A 14,496-nucleotide genomic window follows, 5' to 3' on the forward strand; every position below is an offset into this window, starting at 1 on the left:
TTCCTTTCTTAGTGCAGCGACGGCTTGGGTGCGGCTGGCTCAGCGGCCTTTTTGGTCTCGGTGAACAGCAGCAGTGGCGCGACGCGCAGGTATTCCATGACTTCCATGTAATCGCCTTCGCCGTCTTCGGACTCTTCCAGGGCGTCTTGCACCTGGGAAATAGCCGCCAGGTCCTGCAGCACTTCCTTGGCGTCGGTGCTCAGCTCCAGGCCGCCGGCGTTCACGCCGAAACCGTGGAGGAAACCCTGGCACCATTGGCCCAGCGCAGCAGCGCGCTCGGTCAGCGGCGCGTCGTCGGTCGGCAGCAGCAGGACCACGGTGACGTCATCACCGGTCAGCTCGCCTTTGACCATCTCTTGCAGGCCGATCAGCGCGTTACGCACGTTCTCGGTCGGCTCGGTTTCCAGCAGCTCGGCCACATCAGCCAGCCAATTGTCGGCATCAAAGCCAACACCGGTGCAGCTGCGGCCCAACAACACGCCGTGCAGTTCGGCAGGCGAGCAAGGATGACCGCTGGTGCTCAGCAGTTTGGAAAAAGCGTCGTACGGGGAGTTCTGAATAGGCATGGTGAGCTAGGCGCCAGACGGCGCAATGTCTAGAATGAAGCGCTGTATCCTAGCACCGGCAGACGTACCAAGACTATCGAGGGCGTCAGATCGTTTATCCTGCAGTTGCCATTCATCAGACAAATCCAGTGGAACCCAATGGAAGACACCGACCTGCAAGCGCTGATGGCCAGACTCGAATTGCTAATTGATCGGGTCGAGCAACTTAAGAGTCAAAACGGACTCCTATTAGCTCAGGAAAAGACCTGGCGCGAGGAACGCGCTCACCTCATTGAAAAAAACGAAATCGCCCGGCGTAAGGTCGAATCGATGATTTCGCGCCTGAAGGCCCTGGAGCAAGACTCATGAGTTCAAGCAATAGCGTTACCGTGCAGATCCTCGACAAAGAATATTCGATCATCTGCCCCCAGGAAGAACGCAGCAACCTGGTGAGTGCTGCCCGCTACCTGGATGGCAAGATGCGTGAAATCCGCAGTAGCGGCAAAGTCATCGGCGCCGATCGTATCGCCGTGATGGCCGCGCTGAACATTACCCACGATTTGCTGCATAAGCAGGAACGGCCTGACGTGCAGGCCAGCGGTTCGACGCGCGAGCAAGTGCGCGACCTGCTGGAACGGGTTGATCTGGTACTTTCTACCGATCCAGAGCCACCCAAGGGCTGATTGCCGAGTCTGTTTAAGGTATACTCGCCCCACTCCCTGGCGTGTTTGCCAGTCGGCGATGTCCCTGAGCCGATTCGCACTACCCTGGAAGTTGCACGTTGGGCTGGTGTGCATGTCCGCTAGACGGAAAGCCTTAAAGCCTACTGCATCTTCCACCTTGAACTTTCGGGTTCAAGGGCTAAGTCGACAGCGGCTCTGTCGGGGAGCCTGAATTCCAAACTCAATGCCAGTCCTCGGACTGGCATTGTTTTATGAGCCGAAAAACCATGACCGAACCTGCGCCGCTTTCCCGTCCGCAACTTCGACGCATGTTGCGCAAAGCCCGCCGCGAACTGACGCCGAGCGAGCAGCGCAAGGCCGCCCATGGCCTGTATCGGCAACTGGCGCAGCACCCGCTGTTTCGCCGGGCTAAACATATTTCCTTATATCTACCGACGGACGGTGAAATCGATCCGCGCCTGCTGCTGCGCGCCGCTCAGCGCCGGGGCAAGGCGACTTACCTGCCAGTGCTCAGCGCCTGGCCGCGAACCAAGATGGTGTTCCAGCGGGTGCGGCCTGGGGACAAGTTGTCGCCCAACCGTTTTCGTATCCTGGAGCCGCGCGTGAATGCCAATCGCCAGCGCCCCGTCTGGGCACTCGACCTGGTGCTGCTGCCGCTGGTGGGGTTCGATGATGTGGGTGGGCGTCTGGGCATGGGCGGTGGTTTTTACGACCGCAGCCTGGCCTACCTCGCCAGGCGCCAGAGTTGGCGCACGCCCGCGCTGCTGGGGCTGGCCCATGAATGTCAGAAAGTCGAGCGCCTGGCGCAGGCAAGCTGGGATGTGCCGCTGGCAGGCACCGTCACGGATAAGCAGTGGTATGTCGCACAAACGTCGCTGGAACCAGCGACGCCTTGAAGGGTGTTAACGCTTGAACGGTTGTGGCTGCTGCTGAGCCAGTTCAACCGGCGCATCGGTCTTGTTCGACCACAAGCTCTGGGCATACCCGGTGGTCACGACGCCCAGACCAAACAAAATAACCAAAATCCATAGTAAATCCGGTTTACGTTGCATCGATTGCCCCCCTTCAGGCACCTCGTACACGATGACAACAACGTTCCAAAGTAGTCCGTTGCAGCTGCGTCAAGCTTAAAAGCGCGCATTCTGCGGTAACGTGAACCAACACGCAAACCTTGGCGCCAACCGACTGTCGGTTTGTCATGGGATTGCCCGACAACTTGCCCAATGCCTTTTTCAGGAGCCCAACAATGGCCTACTGGCTGATGAAATCCGAGCCCGACGAACTCTCCATCAAGGGCCTGGAAACGCTCGGCGAAGCCCGCTGGGACGGCGTACGCAATTACCAGGCACGCAATTTCCTGCGCGCCATGGCCGTCGGTGACGAGTTTTTCTTTTACCACTCCAGCTGCCCCGAGCCCGGCATTGCCGGCATCGGCAAGATCGTCGAGGCAGCCTACCCGGACCCGACAGCGCTGGAGCCGCAAAGCCACTATTTCGACGCCAAGGCCAGCCCGCAGAAAAATCCGTGGAGTGCAATCAACGTCGCCCACGTCGAAACCTTCGCAAAGGTGCTGGGCCTGGGCTATCTGAAACAACAAAGCGCCCTCGCCGAGTTGCCCTTGGTGCAAAAAGGCAGCCGACTGTCGGTGATGCCGGTGACCGCCGAGCAGTGGGCGGCGGTGCTGGCGCTGCGCTGAAAGGGCAGAACCCTGCGGTCACACTTCTGGCGCATGCATCTGCGTGCCAAGCGGGTTAGGCTTGCGCTTCATTTGACCGGTATCAACGGCCGCTCCGACGCTATCGGTCAAACTAGGATGCTAATGCCGCAGGATGCAGCCATGTCTACGAACCATCATATGTCGCGCCTTTTCGCCATCGCCCTGATCGTCCTGTTACTGGGCGCAGGCGGCTTCGGTTACTGGCGATCGACCCAGGACCGCCTGCCCGAAGGCTTGAGCATGGGCAATGGCCGCCTGGAGTCCACCGAAGTACAGATCGCCGCCAAGATCCCAGGGCGCCTGGCCGAAGTGCGCGTGGATGAAGGCGACAAAGTGCTCAAGGGCCAATTGCTCGCGCGCATGGACACCCGCACCCTCGAAGCCCAGCGCGCCCAGGCTGAAGCCGAGGTGCTGCGCGCCAGGGAAAACTTCGCCGCCGCCCAGGCCAACGTGCAGTTGCGCCAAAGCGAGCAACTGCTGGCCAATCAGGAACTCAAGCGCACCCAGGAGCTGTACAAGCGCGGCTTCGCCAGCAGCCAGTTGATCGACCAACAACAAGCACGCCAGAACACCGGTAATGCCGCAGTGATCGCCGCGCAAGCCCAGGTCAACTCGGTGAAGGCTGCCATCGGCGCCGCACAGGCCCAGGTTGCGCAGCTCACCAGCGAAATCGACGACAGCAGCCTGCGCGCGCCCATCGACGGCATTATCCAATTGCGCCTGGCCGAGCCAGGTGAAGTGCTCGGCGCGGGCGGTCGCGTGTTGCTGCTGATCGATCCGAATGACCAGTACATGAACCTCTACCTGCCCGCCTCCGTCACCGGTCGCCTGACCGTCGGCAGTGACGCGCGCATTCTGCTCGACGCCCTACCCCAACAACCGCTGCCGGCGAAAATCAGCTTTGTCGCGGCTAAATCGCAGTTCACGCCCAAGGAAGTGGAAACCCGCGACGAACGCCAGAAGCTGGTGTTTCGCGTCAAACTGCGCCTGACCCAACCCAGTGCCGTACCGCAAGCCAAACCGGGCATGCCCGGCGCAGGCTACGTGCGCACGGCGGATATCGACTGGCCGGCCAACCTGCAATGACCGGCCTGGCGCTGCACGCCACGGGCATCAACCATCGCTACGGCAAGCAACAGGCACTGGTCGACATTGCCTTCAGCCTGCCCGCCGGCACGCGCTGCGGGTTGATCGGTCCGGACGGCGCGGGCAAATCGAGCTTGCTGGGGTTGATCGCCGGGGTTAAAAAACTTCAAGACGGCCAGCTCGAGGTGCTCGGCGGCTCCATCGAGGATCGCCGCCACCGCAACAGCCTGTACCCGCGTATTGCCTTCATGCCCCAAGGCCTGGGTGGCAACCTGTATCCGGAATTGTCCATCAGCGAGAACATCCGCTTCTTCGCCACACTGTTCGGCCTGTCGAAAGGCGATTGCGAACAGCGCATGCACAACCTGCTGCTGGCCACCGACCTTGCACGCTTCGCCGAGCGCCCGGCCGGCAAGTTGTCCGGCGGCATGAAACAGAAACTCGGCCTGTGCTGTGCACTGATCCACGACCCGGACCTGTTGATCCTCGACGAGCCCACCACCGGCGTCGACCCGCTGTCGCGCCGACGCTTTTGGGAACTGGTCGAAAGCGTGCGCAGCGAGCGCCCGCAACTGACGCTGCTGGTGGCTACGGCCTACATGGAAGAAGCCGAGCAGTTCGAACATTGCCTGATGCTCGATCGCGGCAAACTCATCGCCGATGGCCTGAGCCGCGAACTGGCAGCCGCGACACCCAGCGGCAAACTCGATGAAGCCTTTACCCATTTCCAGGGCGACAGCGCCCACAACAATCAGCCTTTGGTGATCCCGCCGCGCGAAAACGGCAACACCGATATCGCCATCGAAGCCCACGACCTGACCCTGCGCTTTGGTGATTTCACGGCGGTAAACAAGGTCAGCTTCGCGATTGGTCGCGGTGAGATTTTCGGCTTTCTCGGCTCCAACGGCTGCGGCAAGACCACCACCATGAAAGTCCTCACCGGGCTGATGCCGGCCACCGAGGGCAGTGCCACGCTGCTCGGCAACCCGGTGAATGCCAAGGACCTGGCGACCCGCAAGCGCGTTGGGTTCATGTCGCAAAGTTTCTCGCTGTACGGCGAACTCAGTGTGCGCCAGAACCTGGTGTTGCACGCGCAGCTGTTCGATCTGCCCAAGGCCGACAGCGGCCCGCGTATCGATGAGTTGATTCAGCGCTTCGACCTCGGCGAGGTGGCCGAGCAGCCTTCCGGCGAATTGCCCCTTGGCCTGCGCCAGCGCTTGTCATTGGCCGTGGCGGTGCTGCATCGCCCGGAAGTGCTGATCCTCGATGAGCCCACCTCGGGCGTCGATCCGGCGGCGCGGGATGACTTCTGGCGGCTGCTGATCGAGCTGTCACGCGAACAAGGCGTGACGATTTTCCTGTCGACCCATTTCATGAACGAAGCCCAGCGCTGCGACCGCATCTCTCTGATGCACGCGGGTAAAGTGCTGGCATGTGACACACCCGACGCCCTGCAACAGCAATTTCACGGCGACACCCTGGAAGCCGCGTTCGTCACCTGCCTGGAGCAAGCTCAAGGCGCTCCCGAACCCGCAGCACCCAGCAGCACCGTCAGCGAAACCAGTGCGCCGCCCATGAGCAAACGTGGTTTCAGTCTTTCTCGGCTGTTGGCCGTGGCCAGCCGCGAAGGCAAAGAGCTACTGCGCGACAAAGTGCGCATGGCCTTTGCCCTGCTCGGGGCGATGTTCATGATGGTGATCTTCGGCTACGGCATTTCCCTGGACGTGGAAAACCTCGCCTTCGCCGTCTATGACCAGGACCAGACCCCACAAAGCCGCGCCTACCTGGAAGCCTTCCGCAGCTCGCGCTATTTCGCCGAACAGGCGCCCATTCGCGATGCCAGCGAACTGCATCGGCGCCTGCAACGTTCGGAAATCAAACTCGCCCTGGAAATCCCGCCCGGCTTTGGCCGTGACCTCTACGCCGGCCGCCAACCCACCGTGGCGGCGTGGATTGACGGCGGCATGCCGTTTCGCGCGGAAACCAGCCGTAATTACGTGGAAGCGGTACATCAAGGCAACCTCCAGCAACTGGCCGACCTGAGCAGCCTGCCCCGCAGCACTCAAGCCGCCGCCAAGCTGGAAACGCGCTTTCGCTACAACCAGGACGTGGTCAGCGTGAATGCCATTGGCCCCGGCGTGATGGCGCTGATCCTGGCGTTTATCCCGGCGATGCTCACCGCGCTGGGCATCGTGCGCGAAAAAGAGCTGGGCTCGATCACCAACTTCTATGCCACGCCCCTGACCCGCCTGGAATTCCTGCTGGGCAAGCAGGCGCCGTACCTGGCCGTTAGCCTGGTCAACCTGGCGTTACTGGTGGCCATGAACCGTTGGTTGTTCGGCGTGCCGTTCAAGGGCAGCGGCCTGGCGCTGGCATTCGGCGGCCTGTTGTATGTGTTGGCCACCACCAGCATGGGCTTGCTGATTTCGGCGTTCACACGCACGCAGATCGCGGCAATCCTGGGCACGATGATCATCACCAGCCTGCCGACCATCCAGTTCTCCGGGCTGATCGTGCCGCGCTCATCCCTGGAGGGCGCAGCCGCGCTGATGGGCATGCTGTTTCCGGCCGGGCACTTTCTGGATATCGCCGTGGGCACCTTCACCAAAGCCCTCGACCTGCGCCAGTTGTGGCCGCAATGCCTGGCGCTGTTCGGGTTTTTCGTCGGGTTCACCGGCCTGAGCCTGATCATGCTCAAGAAGCAGGAGGCCTGATGCACAAGCTCGCTCATATCCTGCGCCTGGGCTTCAAGGAATTGACCAGCCTGCGCCATGACAGCGTATTGCTGCTGTTTCTGGCCTACGCCTTCACAGTCGCGATCTACATGCCCGCCGCCGGTTCGGTGATTGGCGTGCACAACGCCAGCGTGGCCTTTGTCGATGAAGACCACAGCGCGCTCTCGCGGCGAATGGCCGAGGCGTTGCAACCGCCCGAATTCCAGCCGCCTGCGCCGCTGGCCTACGACCAGCTGGACAAGGTCATGGACAGCGGCGAGTACACATTCGTGATCAACGTGCCGGCCAATTTCCAGGCCGATCTGCTGGCCGGGCGCCAGCCAGGTGTGCAGGTCAACGTGGATGCCACGGCGATGAGCCAGGCGTTTATGGGCGCAGGTTACATCGGCAGGATTTTTCAGCGCGAATTGCTCAACTACAGCGGCCAAACCGACGCCAGCCAAAAGGCGCCTGCACTGCTGACCACCCGCGCGCTGTTCAATACCAACCTGGAAGGCGGCTGGTTTCTGGCGGTGATCCAGATCGTCAACAACATCACCATCCTCGCGATTGTGCTGACCGGCACCGCGCTGCTGCGCGAACGCGAGCACGGCACCCTCGACCATTTGCTGGTGCTGCCACTGACCGCGCTGGAAATCATGCTGGCAAAAATCTGGAGCAACATGCTGGTGGTGGTGCTGTGCACGTGGCTGTCGCTGGAGCTGGTGGTCAAAGGCCTGCTCGGCGTGCCGTTGGCCGGCTCCTTGAGCCTGTTTCTGTTTGTGACGGCGCTGTATTTGTTTGCGAGCACCGCGCTGGGGATATTCCTCGCCACTCTCGCCCGTTCGACGCCGCAGTTCGGGCTGCTGGCGATTCCGGTGATCATCCCGATGCTGTTGCTGTCGGGCGGCAGTACGCCGTTGGACAGCATGCCCGAGTGGTTGCAATGGGTGATGCAGGGATCGCCGTCGACACACTTTGTGAGTTTGAGCGCAGCGATTCTGTTCAGGGACGCAGGCGTGAGCGTGGTGTGGCCGGATGTGCTGGCGCTGGCGGGGATTGGGTTAGTGTTTTTTGCAGTGGCACTGGCACGGTTCAGAAAGAGCCTGGCCTCTTAATTGTGGCGAGCGGGCGTGTTGTGGCGAGCGGGCTTGCCCCCGCGTTGGGCTGCGCAGCAGCCCCCTTCAAAGTCAGCGCATTGATTCAGGTGTACCGAGGCGTATGGTTCTGGGGCGGCTTCGCCACCCAACGCGGGGCAAGCCCGCTCGCCACGACAACCCTGCTTGCCACGACACGCCCGCTCGCCACATGGAACCGTTACTGGATGATCAAGTTGTTGAACAACAGGTCTTCCACCACCGGTTTGCCGGTCTCGTCGTTCATCACTTGCTGGGTTTGCTTGAGGGCTTCCTGGCGCAGCTTTTCCTTGCCCTCAACGGTGCTCATGGCCTCGTTGGTCTGCTGGGTGAACAACGCCACCAGTTGGTTACGAATCAACGCATCGTTGGCCTTGACCGCAGCGGCGGCTTCAGGCCCGGTCACGCGCAGGGCAATGTCGGCCTTGAACACCTTGAGCTTTGCGGAGCCGTCCAGGCCATAGTTGCCCACGAACGGCGGCGTCAGGCTGATGTAGCTGACCTTCGGTGCCTCGCCTTCTTTCGCTTCTTCGGCCTGGGCTGCCATCGGCAAGGTCAGGGCGAGCATCAACAGGATCCACGCTTTCACAGTTCATTCCTCAAATTCGGTTGCCGGGTAGCATAACGCTAGCAAGGCTGAGCACAAGCTTATGGCGACTTATCAGGCCTGGGCATGCTCGTTGACCCACGGGCGTACCCTCCTACACTTATCGGCCATGACGCCAAAAGGAATAGTCCGATGAAAGCTGTGCTGTGCAAAGCCTTCGGCCCCGCCGAAACCCTGGTGCTGGAAGAGATCGCAAGCCCCACGATCAAGAAGAACGAAATCCTGCTGGACGTGCACGCGGCCGGGGTCAATTTCCCGGACACCTTGATCATCGAGGGCAAATACCAGTTCAAGCCGCCCTTTCCATTCTCGCCGGGTGGCGAAGCGGCGGGCGTGATCAGTGAAGTGGGCGAGAAGGTCAGCCATTTGAAAGTCGGCGACCGGGTCATGGCGCTGACCGGCTGGGGCAGCTTTGCCGAGCAGGTCGCGGTCCCCGGCTACAACGTGCTGCCGATCCCGCCGAGCATGGATTTCAACGTCGCGGCCGCGTTCAGCATGACTTACGGCACCTCGATGCATGCCTTGAAACAACGGGCCAACCTGCAGTCCGGCGAAACCCTGTTAGTGCTCGGCGCGTCTGGCGGCGTGGGCCTGGCCGCCGTGGAAATCGGCAAGGCCATGGGTGCCCGCGTGATCGCCGCCGCCAGCAGCGCCGACAAGCTCGCCGTGGCCAAGGCGGCCGGTGCAGACGAGTTGATCAACTACAGCGAAGCCAGCCTCAAGGATGAGATCAAGCGCCTGACCGACGGCAACGGTGTCGATGTGATCTACGACCCGGTGGGCGGCGATCTGTTTGACCAGGCCGTTCGCGGCATCGCCTGGAACGGCCGCCTGCTGGTGGTGGGTTTTGCCAGTGGGCGTATTCCCGAGCTGCCGGTGAACCTGGCGCTGCTCAAAGGTGCGTCGGTGGTCGGGGTGTTCTGGGGTTCGTTTGCCCAGCGCCAGCCGCAGGACAATGCGGCGAATTTCCAGCAACTGTTCACCTGGTACGCCGAGGGCAAGTTGAAGCCGCTGGTGTCGCAGGTGTATCCGCTGGAGCAGGCTGCCCAGGCGATCAATGATCTGGGGCAGCGCAAGGCGGTGGGCAAGGTCGTCGTCCAGACCCGCCGACTGATCTGAAACGCGGTCAATGTGGGAGCGGGCTTGCTCGCGAAAGCGGTCTGTCAGCGATACATGTTCTGACTGACCCAGCGCTTTCGCGGGCAAGCCCGCTTCCACATTTGGATTCCCATCGTTCTGAAGAACGCAATCACGACCCACACTTGCCTATTAGCGACATGTTCATAACAGAACATGCAATCGCTCCGATTTCCTGTGTTTGCAGATAAGAGGCGATGCTATTTTCGGTAACGAAACTGTAACATTCGCATCCGCAGTCAAAACAAGAAATTTGGAGCTCTTGAATGTTTGCTTTCTTTCGTCCTGCCGCACACCAGGCGCCTCTGCCTGAAGAAAAAATAGACAGTACCTACCGACGGCTGCGCTGGCAGATCTTCGCCGGTATTTTCTTTGGTTACGCCGGTTACTACCTGCTGCGCAAAAACTTCTCGCTGGCCATGCCGTACCTGATCGACGAGGGTTACACCCGTGGTGAGCTGGGCCTGGCGATGTCGGCGATTGCGATTGCCTACGGCTTGTCCAAATTCCTCATGGGCCTGGTGTCCGACCGCTCCAACCCACGCTATTTCCTGCCCTTCGGCCTGCTGATATCGGCCGGGGTGATGTTCATTTTCGGTTTCGCGCCTTGGGCCACGTCCAGCGTGACCATGATGTTCATTTTGCTGTTCATCAACGGCTGGGCTCAGGGCATGGGCTGGCCGCCGAGCGGACGTACCATGGTGCACTGGTGGTCGCAGAAAGAACGCGGCGGCGTGGTGTCGGTATGGAACGTGGCGCACAACGTCGGCGGTGGCCTGATCGGCCCGCTGTTCCTGCTGGGCATGGCCTGGTTCAACGACTGGCACGCAGCGTTCTATGTGCCGGCGACCGTGGCATTGCTGGTGGCGGCGTTTGCCTTCATCACCATGCGTGACACCCCGCAATCGGTCGGCCTGCCGCCAATCGAGGCATACAAAAACGACTACCCGGAAGGCTACGACGCCAGCCACGAAGACGAATTCAGCGCCAAGGAAATCTTCGTCAAGTACGTGCTGCGCAACAAAATGCTGTGGTACATCGCATTCGCCAACGTCTTCGTCTACCTGCTGCGCTACGGCGTATTGGACTGGGCGCCAACGTACCTCAAGGAAGCCAAGCACTTCGACGTGGATAAAACCTCGTGGGCATACTTCTTCTACGAGTGGGCGGGTATTCCGGGCACGCTGCTGTGCGGCTGGATGTCGGACAAGATCTTCCGTGGCAACCGCGGCCTGACCGGCATCGTGTTCATGGCATTGGTCACCGTGGCGACCCTGGTTTACTGGCTCAACCCGCCAGGCAACCCGATGATCGACATGATCGCGCTGTTCTCCATCGGCTTCCTGATTTACGGCCCGGTAATGCTGATCGGCCTGCAGGCGCTGGAACTGGCGCCGAAAAAAGCCGCGGGCACCGCTGCGGGTTTCACGGGCTTGTTCGGTTACCTGGGCGGTTCAGTGGCAGCGAGTGCGGCCATGGGCTACACCGTGGACCATTTCGGCTGGGACGGCGGTTTTGTGTTGCTGGTAGGCGCGTGTCTGTTGGCGATTGCCTTCCTGATCCCAACGCTGTGGCACACCAACAGCGTCAGCGCAGCGCGTTAACCGCCTGAGCAATCCTTTGCACAACGCTTGAGCCGCGCCTCCAGATTTTTATCTGGCATGGCGTGGCTACGCAGGGCGTTAACGGTCTGCTCGACATAATCGCGCGTGGTGCCGTAACGCCCGCAAGCGCTTTCCAGTACGTGATTGAGCACGATATCGGGCAAGTTGCCGGCATAACTGGGCAAATGCCGCTCCAACACAAACCCCAACGCTTGTACCTGACTGCCATCTTCCAGACGGCAGCTGAGCCAGTGCGGCCGGTATGAGGGATACGGCATCTCGCGCTGCCACAGGGCGTAAAGCGAGGCCTCCAGCTGATCCTCCGGCAAGCGGTAGGCAAACCCGCTGCATGAGCCGCCGCGATCCAGACCGAACACCAACCCCGGCAACTCCGGCGTACCCCGATGCTCGTGTGACCACAGGTACAAACCCCGGTGATAGCCGTGAACCCGTGCGCGCATGCGCTGGGTCGACGAGCATTCGGGGCGCCAGATCAGCGAACCATAAGCGAACAGCCAGACCGGCCCACCCTTGTGCTTGGCCATGGTGGCCTGCATCGAACTCATTAATTGCTCGTGAGTCAGTTGCGGCCCCAGATCGAGCCGCGGAGGGTAAGCCAATTGCAAAAGATCGGTTTCAATAACGGTCATGGCGGATCGCTTAGGTCTCCTTTCTCACTCAAATAAGCTGTTACCAGTTGTAAGCAACTTTACCGTAATAAAACGCGCCGCTGTAACCGTACGGCGAAAAAGTGCTATAGGCGAGGTTGCCGCCACTGCTGGCGTAAGCGTTGACCTTTTCCGGGTATTTATCGGTGACGTTGTCGCCGCCCAGGGTGAAAGTCCAGTTCTTGAGCTTGTAGTCCGCCGACAGGTCCAACACCCAGGCGGCCTTGAAGGTCTGGTCGTTGACCTTGTCCGCCTGATAACTGGTGAATTCACCGTAGCGAACCAGGTTGCTGTGCAGCGCCCAATGGCCATAGGTGAAATCGTTACCCAGGCTCAGCTTGTGCTGAGGCGTGGTGTCGCCGAGCAAACCGATGCGCTCACGACGGTCCACCCGCACCAGGTTGGCGCCCAGGCTGTCCAGAATCGCCGGGTTAGGCTTCACGTCGGGCACTTTGGTGTGGTTGTAGTTGTAGCCCACGGTGCTGTTCCAGCGGATGCCGTTATCGAACGGGTACCGATAGTTGGCCACCAGATCGACGCCGTCGGTGCTGGTGTCGGTGGCGTTGGTGAAGTAACGGGCGCTGGTGTAGTTGATATTGCCAACCCCATTGGCTTGCAGGTAGGCGATGGTGGCCGGGTTGAGATTGAGGTTGGAGGACAGGCTGATGCGATCGCGGATATCGATCCGGTACACGTCGAGCGTCACGGTCAAGTCATCGGCAGGCTCCAGCACCAGGCCAAGGCTGTAGTTGCGCGACTTCTCGGCTTTCAGGTCTTCGGCGCCGAGCAGGCGGGCCACCTGGCTGTTGGCCGGGAACGTGCCGGCTTCCTGAATGGTGTTACCGATCAACTGGGACGAGGTATAGGCAAAGTTCTGCTGGGCCAGGGAAGGTGCGCGAAAGCCGTTCGAGATGCTGCCACGCAAGGCCACTTGCGGGGTGAAGTCATAACGGGCCGACAGCGAACCGCTGACGTTGGACCCAAAGTCGCTGTAGTCCTCATGACGCACGGCGGCCGAGGCGCTGAGTTTTTCGGTGAAGTTGGTTTCCAGGTCCAGGTACTGCGCCCAGCTATGCCGCGCGCTGCTGCCGGCGTCGGCATCACGGAAACCACCCAGGCCCGAGCTGCCGCTTTGATAGTAGGACGCAGGTTCTCCGGCTTCGATTTCATAGCCCTGGCGCAGGTACTCGCCGCCAAACGCCACCGACACCGGGTACGGCAGGAAGCCCACGTCGAATTCGCGCGACAGGTCCAGGCTGACTTGCTTCTGGTCATTGCTCAGGGTGCCGTTGTCGAACTTGCGCGGCGTGGCCAGGCCCAGTGAGGTGTTGATGGTTTCGGTGCTCAGCTCGTACTGGTTCTTGCCGTAGTTGGCCGACAGGTCGTAATGCCAGTCGTAAGCCAGCAAGCCGCGCAGGCCGACGACCAATGAGGTGTCTTCCAGGTTGCCTTTGATCAACGGCAGGTAGCCATTAGGGTTCAGCGCGGGGATGTTATTGGACGCATTGCTCGCCCGGTAGAACGCCGCCGTCTCGCCGCGACGCTTGCTGTAGCCGCCGAAGGTGTAGAACTCGGCTGCATCGTTGAAGGAATATTCCGAGTTGAACTGGAATTTGCCTTCATTGGTGGCCGGTTCGCCCTGACGGAACACGCGCTGGCCATACGTGGTGGAACCGATGCTGCCTGGGCGGAAGTCGTCGCCGGCGCGGTTGGTGTAATCGTTGTCGGCACCTTCGCCCGAGACATTAATAAAGCCATTGTCGCCCAAGGCAAACCCGGTATTGCCGCTGACATTGCGCTGGATGCCATCACCCTTTTTGTATTCGCCGAACTTGGTCGAGATCGAACCGCCGTGGTCGTCGTGCTTGAGGATCACGTTGATCACGCCGGCGATCGCGTCAGAGCCATAACGCGCTGACGCGCCGTCACGCAGCACTTCGATGTGGTCGACTGCCGACAACGGGATCGCATTCAAATCCGCCGGGGCCGAGCCACGCCCCACTGCCCCGCCAAGGTTGACGAAGGCGCTGGTGTGGCGGCGTTTGCCATTGACCAGCACCAGCACTTGATCCGGCGACAGACCGCGCAGTTGCGCAGGGCGCACCAGTTCGGCGCCGTCCACCAGGCTTGGACGCGGGAAGTTGATCGACGGAATCAGGCGCGCCAACACAGCGCCCAGCTCATCGGAGCCGGTGCTGCGCAGGCTGTCGCCGGAAATCACATCAATGGGCGACAGCGAAGCACTGGCCGTGCGCTCTTGGGCGCGAGTGCCGGTGACGATGACGGTGTCGAGTTTTGGTGCATCGGTGGCCGCTGTCTGCGCAGCCATGACGGGATTGAATCCCACAGCAGTCAGCAAATTGGCCGACAAAATCGCTGTGTACAGCGCGTGTTTCTTGTAGCTCCCCATACCGCTCCCCTCAGAATCAGACATCAGAACGTCATGCTCTGAGTTCCTACGATCGATCCGGCTGGCGGGCGGTGGCGGTCAGTTATTGGTTATTGGTTATTGGCAGATAGTCGGTAGTCCGTTGAGATATAGCTTAATGATATTTATGTAACAAATTAAATACCTTTAATGCATAAGCAAAAGCATAAG

General features: G+C 60.7%; 14 protein-coding genes and 1 other RNA gene. 10 read left to right on the forward strand and 5 right to left on the reverse strand.

The genetic code is table 11. The features are described from left to right. Positions 1-8: 8 nt before the first annotated feature. Positions 9-566 (reverse strand): YecA/YgfB family protein, encoded by a 558-nt coding sequence (locus AACW30_RS01470; RefSeq protein ID WP_106575774.1) that lies wholly within the window; start codon positions 564-566, stop codon positions 9-11. A 138-nt stretch (positions 567-704) separates the two neighbouring features. Between AACW30_RS01470 and AACW30_RS01475 the strand changes: the two genes are divergently transcribed. From AACW30_RS01475 to AACW30_RS01490, 4 genes are all read left to right on the forward strand, one after another. Then, a complete protein-coding gene (locus AACW30_RS01475; protein ID WP_003177365.1) occupies positions 705-914 on the forward strand; it encodes a TIGR02449 family protein in 210 nt (69 codons plus the stop codon). Beyond that, positions 911-1,228, forward strand: a complete 318-nt coding sequence (locus tag AACW30_RS01480) for a cell division protein ZapA (protein ID WP_003213956.1) — start codon at positions 911-913, stop codon at positions 1,226-1,228. The genes AACW30_RS01475 and AACW30_RS01480 overlap by 4 nt, the downstream gene beginning before the upstream one ends. A gap of 30 nt (positions 1,229-1,258) precedes the next feature. Next, positions 1,259-1,437: non-coding RNA, 6S RNA (gene ssrS, locus AACW30_RS01485), on the forward strand. Between the two features lie 57 nt (positions 1,438-1,494). Continuing rightward, entirely contained in the window at positions 1,495-2,124 is a 630-nt protein-coding gene (locus tag AACW30_RS01490) for a 5-formyltetrahydrofolate cyclo-ligase (protein WP_119737311.1), read from the forward strand. 6 nt (positions 2,125-2,130) lie between these two features. Here AACW30_RS01490 and AACW30_RS01495 read toward each other — a convergent pair whose 3' ends face one another. After that, positions 2,131-2,280: a hypothetical protein gene (locus AACW30_RS01495; protein ID WP_010207387.1), complete on the reverse strand. Its 150-nt coding sequence runs from the start codon at positions 2,278-2,280 to the stop codon at positions 2,131-2,133. 194 nt (positions 2,281-2,474) lie between these two features. Here AACW30_RS01495 and AACW30_RS01500 point away from each other — a divergent pair, with 194 nt between their 5' ends. From AACW30_RS01500 to AACW30_RS01515, 4 genes are all read left to right on the forward strand, one after another. Further along, positions 2,475-2,924, forward strand: a complete 450-nt coding sequence (locus tag AACW30_RS01500; RefSeq protein ID WP_124418713.1) for an EVE domain-containing protein — start codon at positions 2,475-2,477, stop codon at positions 2,922-2,924. A 141-nt stretch (positions 2,925-3,065) separates the two neighbouring features. Further along, positions 3,066-4,031, forward strand: a complete 966-nt coding sequence (locus AACW30_RS01505) for an HlyD family secretion protein (RefSeq protein WP_169367812.1) — start codon at positions 3,066-3,068, stop codon at positions 4,029-4,031. Beyond that, positions 4,028-6,745, forward strand: a complete 2,718-nt coding sequence (rbbA, locus tag AACW30_RS01510) for a ribosome-associated ATPase/putative transporter RbbA (protein ID WP_200622328.1) — start codon at positions 4,028-4,030, stop codon at positions 6,743-6,745. Before AACW30_RS01505 ends, rbbA begins: the two co-directional genes overlap by 4 nt. Further along, on the forward strand, positions 6,745-7,863 hold the full coding sequence (locus AACW30_RS01515) for an ABC transporter permease (protein ID WP_106575779.1): 1,119 nt from the start codon (positions 6,745-6,747) through the stop codon (positions 7,861-7,863). Before rbbA ends, AACW30_RS01515 begins: the two co-directional genes overlap by 1 nt. A 199-nt stretch (positions 7,864-8,062) precedes the next feature. Here the strand turns inward: AACW30_RS01515 and AACW30_RS01520 are convergent, their stop codons facing one another. Further along, entirely contained in the window at positions 8,063-8,470 is a 408-nt protein-coding gene (locus AACW30_RS01520; protein ID WP_106575780.1) for a flagellar basal body-associated protein FliL, read from the reverse strand. A gap of 150 nt (positions 8,471-8,620) precedes the next feature. Between AACW30_RS01520 and AACW30_RS01525 the strand changes: the two genes are divergently transcribed. Together AACW30_RS01525 and glpT are read left to right on the forward strand one after the other, a co-directional pair. Then, a complete protein-coding gene (locus tag AACW30_RS01525; protein WP_200622330.1) occupies positions 8,621-9,607 on the forward strand; it encodes an NADPH:quinone oxidoreductase family protein in 987 nt (328 codons plus the stop codon). 284 nt (positions 9,608-9,891) lie between these two features. After that, on the forward strand, positions 9,892-11,229 hold the full coding sequence (glpT, locus tag AACW30_RS01530) for a glycerol-3-phosphate transporter (protein ID WP_106575782.1): 1,338 nt from the start codon (positions 9,892-9,894) through the stop codon (positions 11,227-11,229). Here glpT and AACW30_RS01535 read toward each other — a convergent pair. Together AACW30_RS01535 and AACW30_RS01540 are read right to left on the reverse strand one after the other, a co-directional pair. Further along, on the reverse strand, positions 11,226-11,879 hold the full coding sequence (locus AACW30_RS01535; protein ID WP_119737303.1) for a gamma-glutamylcyclotransferase: 654 nt from the start codon (positions 11,877-11,879) through the stop codon (positions 11,226-11,228). The two genes, glpT and AACW30_RS01535, sit on opposite strands and share 4 nt — an antisense overlap. Before the next feature lie 40 nt (positions 11,880-11,919). Next, entirely contained in the window at positions 11,920-14,307 is a 2,388-nt protein-coding gene (locus AACW30_RS01540; protein WP_200622332.1) for a TonB-dependent receptor plug domain-containing protein, read from the reverse strand. Positions 14,308-14,496: the final 189 nt, after the last annotated feature.

Origin of the sequence: Pseudomonas sp. MF6747 (assembly GCF_963890955.1) — a bacterium.
Lineage (GTDB): Bacteria > Pseudomonadota > Gammaproteobacteria > Pseudomonadales > Pseudomonadaceae > Aquipseudomonas.

Bases quoted from the DNA above. Each gene is read 5' to 3' on its own strand.
- AACW30_RS01500 (WP_124418713.1), top strand. From the start codon at position 2,475: ATGGCCTACTGGCTGATGAAATCCGAGCCCGACGAACTCTCCATCAAG.
- AACW30_RS01505 (WP_169367812.1), top strand. From the start codon at position 3,066: ATGTCTACGAACCATCATATGTCGCGCCTTTTCGCCATCGCCCTGATC.
- AACW30_RS01475 (WP_003177365.1), top strand. From the start codon at position 705: ATGGAAGACACCGACCTGCAAGCGCTGATGGCCAGACTCGAATTGCTA.
- AACW30_RS01470 (WP_106575774.1), bottom strand. From the start codon at position 566: ATGCCTATTCAGAACTCCCCGTACGACGCTTTTTCCAAACTGCTGAGC.
- AACW30_RS01535 (WP_119737303.1), bottom strand. From the start codon at position 11,879: ATGACCGTTATTGAAACCGATCTTTTGCAATTGGCTTACCCTCCGCGG.
- rbbA (WP_200622328.1), top strand. From the start codon at position 4,028: ATGACCGGCCTGGCGCTGCACGCCACGGGCATCAACCATCGCTACGGC.
- AACW30_RS01495 (WP_010207387.1), bottom strand. From the start codon at position 2,280: ATGCAACGTAAACCGGATTTACTATGGATTTTGGTTATTTTGTTTGGT.
- AACW30_RS01490 (WP_119737311.1), top strand. From the start codon at position 1,495: ATGACCGAACCTGCGCCGCTTTCCCGTCCGCAACTTCGACGCATGTTG.
- AACW30_RS01480 (WP_003213956.1), top strand. From the start codon at position 911: ATGAGTTCAAGCAATAGCGTTACCGTGCAGATCCTCGACAAAGAATAT.
- glpT (WP_106575782.1), top strand. From the start codon at position 9,892: ATGTTTGCTTTCTTTCGTCCTGCCGCACACCAGGCGCCTCTGCCTGAA.
- AACW30_RS01515 (WP_106575779.1), top strand. From the start codon at position 6,745: ATGCACAAGCTCGCTCATATCCTGCGCCTGGGCTTCAAGGAATTGACC.
- AACW30_RS01525 (WP_200622330.1), top strand. From the start codon at position 8,621: ATGAAAGCTGTGCTGTGCAAAGCCTTCGGCCCCGCCGAAACCCTGGTG.
- AACW30_RS01540 (WP_200622332.1), bottom strand. From the start codon at position 14,307: ATGGGGAGCTACAAGAAACACGCGCTGTACACAGCGATTTTGTCGGCC.